The organism is Yoonia sp. 72 (genome assembly GCF_034652275.1).
Taxonomy (GTDB): Bacteria; Pseudomonadota; Alphaproteobacteria; order Rhodobacterales; family Rhodobacteraceae; genus Yoonia.
Genome location: NZ_JAXIWG010000001.1, coordinates 1179585 through 1193289, shown reverse-complemented (window position 1 = coordinate 1193289; position 13705 = coordinate 1179585). Strand labels below are relative to the sequence as shown.

Annotated in this window: 11 protein-coding genes and 1 other RNA gene; 7 read left to right on the top strand and 5 right to left on the bottom strand. The window is 62.7% G+C overall.

The features are described 5' to 3' along the window. Positions 1-75: 75 nt before the first annotated feature. The 3 genes from VCK47_RS06135 to VCK47_RS06125 all read right to left on the bottom strand — a co-directional run bounded on the left by VCK47_RS06135 (position 76) and on the right by VCK47_RS06125 (position 3097). Entirely contained in the window at positions 76-1023 is a 948-nt protein-coding gene (locus VCK47_RS06135) for a DMT family transporter (RefSeq protein WP_322889827.1), read from the bottom strand. A gap of 107 nt (positions 1024-1130) precedes the next feature. Next, an RNA gene (gene ffs, locus VCK47_RS06130) (signal recognition particle sRNA small type) lies at positions 1131-1229 on the bottom strand. Between the two features lie 38 nt (positions 1230-1267). Continuing rightward, on the bottom strand, positions 1268-3097 hold the full coding sequence (locus VCK47_RS06125; RefSeq protein WP_322889826.1) for a bifunctional 2',3'-cyclic-nucleotide 2'-phosphodiesterase/3'-nucleotidase: 1830 nt from the start codon (positions 3095-3097) through the stop codon (positions 1268-1270). Positions 3098-3204: 107 nt separating this feature from the next. Here VCK47_RS06125 and nudC point away from each other — a divergent pair, with 107 nt between their 5' ends. Both nudC and VCK47_RS06115 read left to right on the top strand, forming a co-directional pair. Further along, positions 3205-4173: an NAD(+) diphosphatase gene (nudC, locus tag VCK47_RS06120; protein WP_322889825.1), complete on the top strand. Its 969-nt coding sequence runs from the start codon at positions 3205-3207 to the stop codon at positions 4171-4173. Next, positions 4163-4627, top strand: coding sequence for an SRPBCC family protein (locus VCK47_RS06115; RefSeq protein WP_322889824.1), 465 nt, complete (start codon positions 4163-4165; stop codon positions 4625-4627). The genes nudC and VCK47_RS06115 overlap by 11 nt, the downstream gene beginning before the upstream one ends. Here VCK47_RS06115 and VCK47_RS06110 read toward each other — a convergent pair. Beyond that, positions 4624-5472, bottom strand: coding sequence for a prephenate dehydratase (locus VCK47_RS06110; protein ID WP_322889823.1), 849 nt, complete (start codon positions 5470-5472; stop codon positions 4624-4626). The two genes, VCK47_RS06115 and VCK47_RS06110, sit on opposite strands and share 4 nt — an antisense overlap. A gap of 121 nt (positions 5473-5593) precedes the next feature. On the opposite strand from VCK47_RS06110, the gene VCK47_RS06105 reads away from it, so the two are divergent. The 5 genes from VCK47_RS06105 to VCK47_RS06085 all read left to right on the top strand — a co-directional run bounded on the left by VCK47_RS06105 (position 5594) and on the right by VCK47_RS06085 (position 12044). Next, positions 5594-6106 carry a c-type cytochrome gene (locus VCK47_RS06105; RefSeq protein ID WP_322889822.1) on the top strand — a complete coding sequence of 171 codons (513 nt, stop codon included), beginning with the start codon at positions 5594-5596 and terminating at the stop codon, positions 6104-6106. A 162-nt stretch (positions 6107-6268) separates the two neighbouring features. After that, positions 6269-8182 (top strand): extracellular solute-binding protein, encoded by a 1914-nt coding sequence (locus VCK47_RS06100; RefSeq protein ID WP_322889821.1) that lies wholly within the window; start codon positions 6269-6271, stop codon positions 8180-8182. 9 nt (positions 8183-8191) lie between these two features. After that, on the top strand, positions 8192-9271 hold the full coding sequence (locus VCK47_RS06095) for a microcin C ABC transporter permease YejB (RefSeq protein ID WP_322889820.1): 1080 nt from the start codon (positions 8192-8194) through the stop codon (positions 9269-9271). Beyond that, positions 9271-10443, top strand: a complete 1173-nt coding sequence (locus VCK47_RS06090) for an ABC transporter permease (protein ID WP_322889819.1) — start codon at positions 9271-9273, stop codon at positions 10441-10443. The genes VCK47_RS06095 and VCK47_RS06090 overlap by 1 nt, the downstream gene beginning before the upstream one ends. Then, positions 10440-12044, top strand: coding sequence for an ABC transporter ATP-binding protein (locus VCK47_RS06085; protein ID WP_322889818.1), 1605 nt, complete (start codon positions 10440-10442; stop codon positions 12042-12044). Before VCK47_RS06090 ends, VCK47_RS06085 begins: the two co-directional genes overlap by 4 nt. 67 nt (positions 12045-12111) lie before the next feature. Here VCK47_RS06085 and VCK47_RS06080 read toward each other — a convergent pair whose 3' ends face one another. After that, positions 12112-13698, bottom strand: coding sequence for a D-alanyl-D-alanine carboxypeptidase family protein (locus VCK47_RS06080; protein ID WP_322889817.1), 1587 nt, complete (start codon positions 13696-13698; stop codon positions 12112-12114). Positions 13699-13705 lie beyond the last annotated feature (7 nt).

Genomic DNA, 13705 nt, shown 5'->3' with positions numbered 1-13705 from the left:
TCCGAACGCTTTGTCGGGTCGGCGGTCGCATGACCGAAAGTAACGCCTTCAGCCTCTGGTCGCAGCCCGCCCTCGTCAGATGGGTGGTGCGGCACGTTCGGTCACCAGCTGGCGGGCAGTGACCCTTTCGCGGTGGATCATGTAAAGCCCGGCACTAATGATGATACCGATTCCGGTCAGCGTCAGGGCGTTGGGAAAATCGCTGAACACCAGATAGCCAAGCAGGGTCGCGACCGGCAGTTCCAGATATTGCAACGGGGCCAGCGTGGCCGATGGGGCCAGCGACAGCGCATAGGTCATCATCATATGGCTGAGCGAGGCGAAAAACCCGACCCCGATCAGCCAGAGCCATGCAACGCCTTCTGGCCAGACCGGATCAAGCATCGCGGACCCTGTTCCTTGCGCCAGCAGCAGCACCGGCAGACACATCACGCTGGCGACCAGACCTGTATGAAATTGCAAGGCCACCGGATGCATCCGGCGCGACAGGCCCCGCGTCACGAGGATATAGAACGCAAACCCCACCGCCGTGCCGAGCGGGAACAGCGCCACAGAGCCGAAGGCGTCGAAACTCGGCTGGATCACCAGCAGGACGCCGACAAAGCCGACCAGCGCGGCCCCCGCACGGCGCGGGCCCACGTCTTCGCCCAGATAGAACTTGCCCACCAAAAGCACGATGAACGGGGCCACGAAGGCGATCGCCAGCGCGTCGGCCAGCGGCATGACGCTGATGGCGGCGATAAAGCAGAAGGTCGAGACCAGCAAAAAGAAAGCCCGCAAGATCAACGCCGGCCATTGCGCCCGCGCGACCCGCAACGACAGCCCCATCATCCAGACGAAAGGGGCCATCAGGGCGCATTGTCCGACAAAGCGCGCGGCGGTGACCTGCCCCACGGGGATACTGCCCGATGCCAGCTTTGCGGCGACATCCAGCAACGGGGCGGTCACGCAAAAGCCGATCATCAGGGCGACACCCGCCAGAATGCGGTCGGTCGATGGCGAGGATGCGGAAATATCGGTCATGACCGACGCTTAAAGTGTCGTCTGACAACCGTCCAGCCGTAGTCTTCGGCTGGTGCCATCAGTGTCGTCCCGCCTGATTGCGGACCGCGCGCACGATATGGGTAAGAAGGTGAGAGGTTGGACAACGACCCAAGTGGGGCTCGTTATGGCTGCTTCCTTCCGGACCTGACCAGGTTGGCGAGGCACTCGCCCGCGCCAACCTCTCGACCCCTATCTAGGACAGGCGGCGTCCGAGTGCAAGGTCTCAGAACGCCAGACTGTATCGCACAAAGCCTCCCGTGCTTGCGCCTTGCTGGGTCATGCCATCGGTAAGATGCGCGCCAGCCTCGTGTGCCGAGGCGAATTGGGCAGCAGTGTCGGGGATCGGCGCAAAGCGCCAGTTGGGCCGGACCGGCGCGTCGATGATCTGTCGTGCCTGAAACGCCGCCGTCAGGATATCGCGGATCGGCGTGCGCGGCATTGCGAGGACATCGTGCATCGGAACCGGGGCAAAGCCACCGCCGCCAAAAGTGCGGTAGCTGGTGGCGACGACCGCGAACCAGTCGTCAGGCCGGACGACTCTGCCGTCACAGCACAGGTCGGTGATCCGGCGCGCCTCGGGTGCGATGATCCGGCCTGTTGCGTCGTGGCGGGGCGGTTGCGTCAGGTCGATGGCATAGGTCAGGCCGCAGAAGGCGTCAAACACATAGGCCGGAAATTCGGGATTCAGCAAAGGCTGATCTGCAACACCGGGTTTGATCCGGTGATACCCCGACACCGCCTGCTCCAGCCAGTCCAGCAGCTCTGCACCGGTCCGGCGCATGACGACAGGTGTATCGGCATAGGGATAGATCGCGCAGATATCGCGTTGCGCGACGGGTCCGGGCGGAATGGCGACGTAATGCGCAGGACCGGCAAGCCCCCCCGCGCGGATCGGCGAGACAGCGGCAACCATCGGCAGGTCGCAATCCGGCAGCACGGTGCGCGCATGCGCGATCAGAGCGTCTCCGAGAATCTGGCCGGGCAGGTCGGGCTTGGTGCAAGCGAAATAGCTGTGGATCGGCACCGCCGTGCGGGCGACGGGCTGCCTGATCCGTCGCAAGGTTGCGTCATGGGCGCTGTGTGCTGCGGCACGGATCATGCTTGCGATCTTGCCCTTGGCGGGGGCAGGATCGGCGGGGATGATCCGGCTTGTGCTATCGGTGATCTGCCAGCTGTTCGCGTTGCGCCGCAGGGCCAGCGTGATGACCCCCAGTGCATGGCCGTGAAAACCCGCGCCGACCGCAGGCTTGCCATGCAACCGTCCCGCGACGGGATCGACTGCCGCGCTTGTGGTGCCAGCAGGATCGGGAAAGATATCATGGGTATGCCCTGTCAGGATCACGTCGATACCGGGCACCGCTGCCAGCGGCACGGCCGCATTCTCCATGCCCTGCACATGGTCGGTGCCGCCGATCCCCGCGTGACACAGCGCGATGACAACATCTGCACCCGCCGCCTTGATGTGCGGGACGATGTCCTGCGCTGCCTCCACGATGTCGCGACATGCGATGGCATCCCCGAGCATGACCTTGTCCCATTGCGTGACCTGCGGCGGCACGAAGCCGACCACGCCGATCCGTATGGGATGGTCGCACCCGTCGTTGCAGCGGATGCTACGGTCGAGAATGGCAAAAGGCTGCGCAATCGGTGCCTGATCCCGCCAGTCGATATTGGCGCAGACCAAGGGGAAAGGTGCTTTTTGCACGGCGCGTCGCAGGAACGGCAACCCATAGTTGAATTCGTGATTGCCCAAACCGACCGCGTCATAGCGCAACGCCGAAAAGGCCGCGATCATGGGGTGCATGGCACTGGACGGGGGCGCTTGGGCGACCGTATCGGCCAGTGGATTGCCTTGCAGGAAGTCGCCGTTGTCGAACAAAAGCGTCAGGGCGGACGGATCGGCCTGCAAGGCGCTGATCTGGTCGGCCAGCTGCACCAGCCCTGCGCCAGCTTCGGGGCGGTCGATGAAATAGTCATAGGGCAGGATCTGCATGTGCAGATCTGTGGTCGTCAGAACACGCAAACTGCCCAGACAGTCACCTGCTGAATTCATGAATCCCCCCAGTGCCATCATTCAACCATAGAATGAAATGCGACCATGGCCACAGCGCGAGGCCGGAAAAGTTTGAACTTCACCTCACGGCATGTCATTTCGGCCGGATGATGTTGAGCGAGACAGTGACATTCGGTGGTTCGGCCTTGGACCGTGCGGCAGAGTTGCGCGGCGACCCCGCGGCTGCGGCAGGACCGGGCGCGCGCGCGATCCTGTTGTGGCGCGGCAAGCCGATGGTTATGGATGACGCGCTGGTGCAGGTGCCCTTGGATCATCCGGTGATGGCCGATGCCGCCCTTGACCTGATCTTGCTGGGCCGCGACGAGGCAGGTGTGATTTTCGCCGCCGATCTGTCCGGCTGGACGCCGCCCGATCTGGATGTCACCCATCTGGACACGTTCCTTGATCCGTCCGAGCAAAAGCATCCCGCCATGCCCGACGGTGCAGGCCTAGCCGAATTGCGCGCCATCATGACGCGCCTGACGCCGCGCGACGCAGAATTGGCCGCTACCGCCAAGGCTGTGTTGGGCTGGCACCAGACACACGGGTTCTGCGCGCGCTGCGGCGCGCCGAGCGTCGTTGCGATGTCGGGCTGGCAGCGCAATTGCCCCGCCTGCGGCGCGCATCATTTCCCGCGCACCGACCCTGTCGTCATCATGCTGATCACCCATGGCAATGCCGTGCTGGTGGGCCGGTCTCCGGGTTGGCCCGAGGGGATGTATTCCCTGCTTGCGGGTTTCGTCGAACCCGGCGAGACGATCGAGGCCGCCGTGCGCCGTGAAGTGCGCGAAGAGGCGGGCATCCGTGTCGGGGCCGTCCGCTATCTGGCCAGCCAGCCTTGGCCGTTTCCGGCATCGCTGATGTTCGGGTGCGCAGGTGACGCGCTGGGAACTGACCTGACCATCGACCGGACCGAGATCGAGGATGCGCTGTGGGTCAGCCGCGAGGATATGGCGCTGTCTTTCGCCGGATTGCACCCCACGATCAAGCCTGCGCGCAAAGGCGCCATCGCGCATTTCCTCATCCAGAACTGGCTGGCCGACCGCCGCTATGACGGGCCGTGCGATGCGGCTTGAGACCCGCACCGATATCGACGCCCCCGTCGAGCATGTGTTCGCAGGCGTCAGCGATTTCGCAAGCTTCGAACGGCGCGCCTTGCGCGAAGGGGCCACAGTGGCGCGGCAGGATGCAGGTGCGGTGCAGGTCGGATCGGCTTGGGATATCACGGTGCCGATGCGCGGGCGCGACCGAAGCTTTGCCGCTGTCCTGACAAATATGGCTGCCCCCGAAGGCTATGTCGTGACCACGCAATCGGACGGGTTGACCGTCACCACGCGGGTCGATCTGGTCGCGTTGTCGCCCAGCAGCACGCGCGTCACGGTCACCATCGACCTTGCGGCGCGGACCCTGACGGCGCGGCTTCTGGTGCAATCGCTGAAGCTTGCCAAAGGCCGCCTGACCGAGCGGATCGCCGCGCGCGTGCAGGGCTACGCGACCCGCATCGCCGAGGATTATCGCAAAATCCGTTAGGCGCTGGCCGGTTCATGCCGGCGCGCGGCGGCGGGGTAGGTGCCCATAATCAGCAGATGGTCCGTGAAATAGCGCAATTCCTCCAGCGCAAGCTGGACGTTGCGGTCTTCGGGGTGGCCTTCGATCTCGGCATAGAACTGCGTCGCGGTGAACTGGCCGCCGACCATGTAGCTTTCCAGCTTGGTCATGTTCACGCCATTGGTCGCAAACCCGCCCATCGCCTTGTAAAGGGCGGCGGGAATGTTGCGCACGCGGAACACGAAACTTGTGACCATGCCGAAATCGCCGCGCCGCGTCGTGTCGGGTTCGCGCGCCATGATCAGGAACCGCGTGGTGTTGCGGTCGTGATCCTCGATATGGCGGGCCAGCACCTGCAGGCCATAGATCTTCGCCGCAAGCTCTGACGCAAGCGCCGCCGTGGTCACATCTGTCCCCTGCGCCACTTCGCGCGCGGCGCGGGCATTGTCGGTGCTGGTGCGCCCCGTGATGGCGTGCTGGCGCAAAAAGCCCGCGCATTGCGGCAGGATCACCGGATGCCCGACCGCGACCTTGATATCGGCCAGCGTGGCCTCGGGGCGGGCCAGCAGGTTGATATGCACCCGCACAAAGGTTTCATCCACGATATGCAGCTCGCTTTCGGGCAAAAGCGAATGCACATCCGCAACGCGGCCATAGGTCGAATTCTCGACCGCGATCATGCCCAGATCGGCATCGCCGCTCCGCACGGCCTCGATCGCATCCTCGAAAGTGGCGCAGGGCAGGGGCGCGTGGTCGGGGCGCGCGGTGGCGCAGGCCTCGTGGCCATAAGCTCCAAGTTCCCCCTGAAAGGCGATTTTGCGCGACATGACTGTGTCCTCCGGACGGCAACGGCCAAAAATGGGCATTTCGTCGCGCCACTATACCTTGCAACTGCGGGGGGGAAGCGGATACACGTCTGCAAACTTTGATCTTTGGATGGACCGCGACATGTTCGACACAATGACAATCACCAAAGCCGTCGGCGCGCTGAGTGCGACATTACTTGTTTATCTGCTGGGTGCGTGGCTTGCATCGTCGATCTATTTTGGCGGCGGGCACGGATATGGCGAACAGGCCTATATCATCCCTGTGGAAGATGCCGGTGGCGCGCAAGAGGAAGCCGTCGAAGAAGTCGATTTTGCAGAGATCATGGCCTCGGCCAGTGCCGCTGACGGCGAGGCGCTGTGGCGCAACTGCCGTGCCTGCCATGTGCTGGAACCCGGTGTGCATGGGACCGGACCTGCGCTGCACGGTGTCGTGGGGCGTCCGGTGAACTTTTACGATGATTTCTCTTATTCGGGCGCGCTGATCGCCGTGGCCGATGTCTGGACCCCCGAAGAGCTGAACGCATTTCTGGAAAATCCCCGTGGCTACGCCCCCGGAACGTCAATGGGCTACAACGGGATGCGGTCGGTCAACGACCGTGCCAACCTGATCGCCTATCTCGCCACGTTCGAGTGATCGCGCCGAGCGCTGATCAAGGGGCCGTCCATCACTGGGCGGCCTTTTTTATTGGCGATTGCTTATGAACACCGCGTGATCACGCATTCTCAACTTGAATGTTTGCCCTCGCGCGCCGTAGCCTTATTTCACACCTAGTTCCTGTCGCAACCGGAGTTCACGATGTCCCACCGCCCCAAGGCCCAAGCCATTGCACGGTCCCGCCAAGACGTAGCACAGCGCAGGCGCCTGTGGATCGCCGGGTCGGTCGCGGCAATCGCGCTGTTGGCAGCGCATAACGCGCGCGCGCAAGCCGAACCAGAGATCATCGTCTCGCACGGGTTCAACGAGTACGGCGACCTGAAATACCCCGCCGACTTCGCGCATCTGGACTATGTGAACCCTGACGCCCCCAAAGGCGGCGAGATCAGCATTTCCGCCGATGGATCGTTCGACAGCATGAACCCTTTTGCGACCCTGTCGGGCACGCCGGGGTCTTTGTCGTCGGTGATGTACGAACGGATGATGGAAACGACCGACGACGAGGTCGGGTCGTATTACTGCCTGCTCTGCACGACGCTAGAATATCCGGCTGATCAAGCATGGGTGATCTTCAACCTGCGCGATGACGTGACCTTTTCGGATGGCACACCGATGACGGCGCAGGACGTGGTCTTTACCCATAACCTTTTTGCCGAACAGGGCACGCCGTCATTCCGCGCGGGTATCACGCAGCTGGTGACAGGGGCCGAGGCGCTGGACGATCACACCGTCAAGTTCACCTTCAACCCGGAATCACCGCGTCGTGGCCGCGTCAGCCAGATGGCCAACGCCATTGTCATGCCGCAAGCCTGGTTCGAGGAAACGGGCGCGCGGCTGGATGAAAGCCGGCTGGAAACCGCCCCCGGTACCGGTCCCTATATGGTCGGCAGCGTCGATCCGGGCCGCCAGATCATCTATCGCCGCAATCCTGACTACTGGGGCCTGACCCACCCGATCAACATCGGGCGCGCCAATTTCGATGCGATCCGCGTGGAATACTTCGCCGACAGTTCCGCCGCGTTCGAGGCCTTCAAGGCGGGTGAATTCACCTTCCGGCGCGAGAATTCCTCGATCAACTGGGCCACGTCCTATGATTTCCCCGCGATCCGGAACGGCTGGGTCGTGCGCGAGACGCTTGCTGACGGCACCTTGCCTGCCGCGTCGGGTTTCGTGTTCAACCTGCGCCGCGAAAAGCTGCAAGACCGCAATGTCCGGCTTGCGCTGGGCCTGATGTATAATTTCACGTGGACCAACGCCAACCTGCAATACGGGCTATTCCAGCAGCGCACCAGTTTCTGGGAAAACGACCGCCTGCGCGCGACCGGCCTGCCCGAAGGGCGCGAGCTGGAAATGCTCGACACCGTGCGCGCCACGCTGCCCGAGGCGATTTTCACCGAAGACGCCTTTATGCCGCATACCAGCGGCGACCGCCCGCTTGACCGCGACAACCTGCGCCGCGCGCTCGCGCTGATGGAAGAGGCAGGGTTTACGCCGGGCAATGACGGCCAGTTGCGGGATGCGAATGGCCGGACGCTTGACATCGAGTTTCTGGAAACGCGCCAATCCTTCGACCGGATCATCACGCCCTATATCGAGAACCTCCAACGCTTGGGCGTGAATGCCACTTATAACCGTGTCGATCCGCCCCAGTATCAGGCACGCACGCAATCCAACGATTTCGACATGATTTTTGGTGCCTATAGCAGCGGTTTGCAGGAAGGCACCGGTATCGAACAGAAATATGGCTGCGAAGACCGCGACGACGTGTTCAACCCCGCGGGTTTCTGTTCGGCCGCTGTCGATGAGCTGGCAAAGTTTGTGACAAGTGCGGATGACTACGAGGAAATGGCTGCAGGTGTCCGCGCCATCGACCGCGTGATGCGGCATGAATATTTCATGGTGCCGACATGGTTCCTTGGTGCGAACTGGGTCGCCTATTTTGACATGTATGAATATCCCGAAGACCTGCCGGAATTCGGCCTTGGGTATCTGGACTACTGGTGGTTCAATCAGGACAAGGCCGACGCCTTGATCGCCGCCGGCGCTTTGCGGTAAGGCAGGTTTATGGGCGCCTATATCCTTCGACGGCTGTTGCTGGTCATTCCGACCTTGCTCGGGATCATGATCATCAACTTTGCACTGGTGCAATTCGTGCCGGGCGGCCCGATTGAACAGATCCTCGCCAATCTGGAAGGGCGCGGCGACGTGTTCGAAAGCTTCTCTGGCGGGGGGGGCGATGCCGATTTCGGCAATGACAGCGGCAGCGATTATGTCGGCGCGCGGGGATTGCCGCCCGAATTCATTGCCCAGCTGGAACGCGAATTCGGCTTTGACAAACCGCCCTTGGAACGGTTCCTCAACATGATGTGGAACTACATGCGGTTCGATTTCGGAAACAGCTATTTCCGGTCGATCAGCGTGTTCGATCTGGTGCTGGAAAAAATGCCAGTGTCGATCACGCTGGGCCTGTGGTCCACGCTGATCGCCTATCTCATCTCGATCCCGCTTGGCATCAAGAAGGCCGTGCGCGACGGTACCCCGTTTGACACATGGACCAGTGGTGCCATCATCATCGGCTATGCGATCCCCGGCTTTTTGTTCGCGATCCTGCTGATCGTGCTGTTCGCGGGCGGGTCCTATTTCCGCATCTTCCCGTTGCGCGGGCTGACGTCATCGAATTTCGCGGATCTGTCGCTGATCGGCAAGATTCTTGATTACCTCTGGCACATCACGCTGCCGGTGCTGGCCTCGACGATTTCGGCCTTTGCCACGCTGACGCTGCTGACCAAGAACAGCTTTCTGGACGAGATCAAGAAACAATATGTCATCACCGCCAAGGCCAAGGGGCTGTCGGAATCCCGCGTGCTTTATGGCCATGTCTTCCGCAACGCGATGCTGATCGTGATTTCGGGCTTTCCGGCGCTGTTCATCGGCGTGTTTTTCGGCGGGTCGCTGATCATCGAAACGCTATTCTCTCTCGACGGTCTGGGACGGCTGGGGTTCGAGGCGGCGGTCGCACGAGATTATCCCGTGGTCTTTGGCACGCTCTTCGCCTTTTCCCTGATCGGGCTGGTCGTCGGTATCCTGACCGACATCACCTATGTCTTCATCGACCCCCGCATTGATTTCGAGGCACGGAACTGATGCGCCTGTCCCCCCTGAACCAGCGCCGCTGGCGCAATTTCAAGCGTAACCGCCGTGCGGTCTGGTCGCTGATCATCTTTGGCGTGCTGTTTGGCCTGTCGCTGTTTGCCGAACTGATTGCCAACGACAAGCCGATCCTTGTCAGCTATCAGGGCGAATGGCGCATGCCGATCGCGACCTTCTATTCCGAACGCGATTTCGGCGGCGATTTCCCAACGCAGGCGCGCTATCAGGATATCGAGGTCCAATGCCTGATCAAGACCGGCGGCATGGAGGATTGTTTCGACGACCCTGACGGGATCGTCGCCGCCGTCGACGCGGGCGAGGATCTGGGGATCGGCTTCCAGCGCGGCTGGATGATCTGGCCGCCGATCCCCTATTCCTACAACACCATTGTTGACCGCCCGGGCGTGGCGCCTGCGCCGCCCTCGTCGATGAACTGGCTTGGCACCGACGATACCAAGCGCGATGTGATGGCGCGGGTGATCTACGGCTTCAGACTGTCGATCATCTTTGCGCTGATCGTCACGATTTCCGCATCGATCATCGGGATCACGGCGGGCGCGGTACAGGGCTATTTTGGCGGCTGGACCGATCTGGCGTTCCAGCGGTTTATCGAGATCTGGACCGGCACGCCGTCGCTTTACGTCATCATCATCGTTTTCGCGATTCTAGGGCGAAGTTTCTGGTTGTTGGTCTTTCTGACGGTCCTGTTCGGCTGGCCCGCGCTGGTAGGCGTGGTGCGCGCGGAATTCCTTCGCGCGCGCAACCTTGAATATGTGCGCGCAGCCAAGGCGTTGGGTGTGCCAGACCGGACGATCATGTTCCGCCACATGCTGCCCAATGCGATGGTCGCTACATTGACCCTGCTGCCGTTCATCGTGACCGGCGCGATCGGCACGCTCGCCTCGCTCGACTTTTTGGGTTTCGGCTTGCCATCCTCGGCCCCGTCGCTGGGCGAATTGACCTTGCAGGCCAAGCAGAACCTGCAAGCGCCGTGGCTTGGCTTTACCGCCTTCTTCACCTTCGCGATCATGCTGTCGCTGCTGGTGTTCATCTTCGAGGGCATCCGCGACGCCTTTGATCCGCGCAAGACCTTCATCGCCGACGGGTCCGTGCCTGTGGTTGCACCCCAAGACCTCGCCATCGCGCAAAAGGCCCCCGTGAAATGACCAAGCCGATCCTCGATGTGCGCGACCTGCGCGTCGCCTTCCGGCAGGATGGCGCCACGACACATGCGGTGCGCGGCGTGTCCTTCCAGATCAGTCGCGGCGAGACGCTGGCGATTGTGGGAGAAAGCGGGTCGGGCAAATCCGTCACGGCCCTGTCCACGGTGCAGCTGCTGGGCGATAGCGCGGTCATGGCAGGCTCGATCACCTATAACGGGGTCGAGATGGTCGGCGCGGCAGAGCCCGCCCTGCGCCGTGTCCGTGGCAATGACATCAGCTTCATCTTTCAGGAGCCAATGACATCGCTGAACCCGCTACACACGCTGGAAAAGCAACTGGCCGAAAGCATCGAACTGCATCAGGGCCTGCGTGGCCCCGCCGTTCGCACGCGGATCATCGAGCTTCTGACCCGCGTCGGTATCCGCGACCCCGAAACCCGGCTTGGCGCCTATCCGCATCAGTTGTCCGGCGGGCAGCGCCAGCGCGTGATGATCGCCATGGCGCTGGCCAACGGGCCGGAACTGCTCATCGCGGATGAACCGACAACCGCGCTTGACGTGACCATTCAGGCGCAGATCCTCGACCTGCTGGCCGATCTCAAAGAGCGCGACGGCATGTCGATGCTGTTCATCACCCATGACCTGACCATCGTGCGCAAGATCGCCGACCGCGTCTGTGTGATGAAAAACGGCGAGATCGTGGAAGAGGGGCCGACAACCGACCTCTTCGCCAATCCGCGCCACCCTTACACGCAAACCCTGCTTGCCGCCGAATCGACCGGCGTGCCGGCACCCGTGCCTGCCGATGCGGCCACCGTGCTTGAAACCGATGCCGCGCGGATCTGGTTCCCGATCACGGCGGGCCTGCTGAAACGCACTGTGGGGCATATCAAGGCTGTCAACAGCGCCACGCTGTCTTTGCGCGAAGGCGAAACACTGGGCATCGTCGGCGAAAGCGGGTCCGGCAAGACCACGCTGGCACTCGCCGTGATGCGGCTGATCCGGTCGCAAGGGCGGATCAGCTTCATGGGCCGCGATATCCACACGCTGACCCAGCGGCAGATGCGGCCTTTGCGCAGCGAAATGCAGATCGTGTTTCAGGACCCCTACGGCTCGCTCAGCCCGCGCATGACCGTCGAACAGATCATTGCCGAAGGTCTGGGCGTCCACGGCGTTGATCCCGGGCGCAACCGGCGCGACATGGTGGCCGAGATCATGACCGAGGTCGGGCTCGATCCGGCGATGATGGACCGCTATCCGCATGAATTTTCGGGCGGACAGCGCCAGCGCATCGCAATCGCGCGTGCAATGATCCTGCGGCCCCGCTTGCTGGTGCTGGACGAACCCACCTCCGCGCTCGACATGACGGTGCAGGTGCAGATCGTGCATCTGCTGCGCGAACTGCAGCAAAAACACCGGCTGGCCTATCTGTTCATCAGCCATGACCTCAAGGTGGTGCGCGCGCTGTCGCACAAGGTGATGGTGATGAAACAGGGCGATGTGGTCGAGGCAGGCGACGCCGATGCGATCTTCGACGCCCCGCAAGACCCCTATACACGGCAGTTGATGGCCGCCGCCTTTGAAGGGCGCGCCATTCCGGCCTGACCCCCCACTTCTTTTTTCCAGAAATACTCCCGCCGGAGGCCAGAAAGTCCTTTTCCGGCGCCGCGTTTTACCCGTCGGCCCCGATCATGAAACAGGTCGTACCGCGCGCCTGCAACCGGCGGCAGGCCAGATCGGCACCTTCGCGCGTCAACCCCATGAAATTCGCATCAAACCCGCCCGCCCGCTGCACGACACGGCGCAGTGATCCGTCCAGCGTGCTCATCTCGTTCAGCGCGACCTGCAGCAGGACGCGTTCGGCATCGAACCGGCTGGGATAACGGCCGACATTCACGCCCCAATGCCGCCCGCCGGATGTGGATACGCGGGTCACGACCTCTGGCTCTGCAGGCTCGAAGCTTTCGACAGGCGGGGCCACGGGGGCCGTCGCGGCCATCGCGGCCATCTGGACTTGCTCGGGCTCGGCCGGACGCGGCTGAGGTGTGACGGCAGGGGCGGCTGCGGCCACCTGCACGGGTGCTTCTTCGGCCAGCACCTCCATCAAGGTTGCGTTTACGGCATCGGCCAGCACGGCATTGATGATGTCCTGATCGACAAGGGCTGCGACATCGGCCTCGGGCGGCGCTGCCGCTGCAACGACGACCTCTGCTTCGGGCTCTGGTGCGGCGGACAACAGCAGTTCGGGTGCCGGTTCTGTCGCCACGGGGCGACCCACAGGGCGATAGCTGCGCGTCACAAGCCCGTTCACGCGGATCGTCTTGCCAGCGCTGCCGCGTACGCTGTCGCCTGCGGCCACAGTCTGCTCAGCACTCGGCGCGACAGGGGCTTCGGCCATGGCACCGGGCGGTGTGGGGCGGTTCACATTGGCGCGGTTCGGTGCCATGCTGAAGCCCATATCCATCAGCTCGGTGATCCGCGCATTACGTGCAGCCGTGGACGTGCCGCCAAACACGGTTGCAATAATCCGCTGATCGCCGCGCTGCGCCGAAGCGACCAGCGTGAAACCGGCCGCATTGGTAAAGCCGGTCTTGATCCCGTCACCGCCCGGATAGCTGTCAAGCCAGCGACGGTTGGTGTGCTGCACGGTGGCGACACCGGCATCGGCCGTGCGGCGCGAGAACAGGTTATAATACTGCGGGAAGTCATAGATCACATGCCGCCCGAGGATCGACATGTCGCGCGCTGTGGACAGATGGCCCGACTGGGTCAAACCATGGGCGTTGTGAAACGTGGTGTTGGTCATGCCCATCGCGGCAGCGGTCCGGTTCATGCGCGTGGCAAACGCCTCTTCCGACCCCGAAATCGCGATGCCGATGGCGGTGGCCGCATCATTGGCCGACCGCACGGCTGCCGCGCGGATCAGATAGCGCAGGCGGATGCGCTGGCCGGCACGCAGGCCCAGTTTCGAGGGGGGTTCATTGGCGGCAAGCGGCGTGATCGTCACCTCGGTATCGAGCGAGATTTCCCCCCGTTCGATGGCTTGAAAAGCGACGTAAAGCGTCATCATCTTGGTCAGCGAGGCCGGGTGCAGCCTTGTATCGGCATTCTGCGCATGCAGGACCTCGCCCGTGCGCGCATCCATGACCAGCGCCGCATAGGGTGCGGCCACCGCACGCACCGGTGCGGAAATCAGACCGAAAATCAGAACGCAGATATAAAGCCCGTAAAGGGCCAACTGTCCCGGACGACGTGCCATGTCGTTT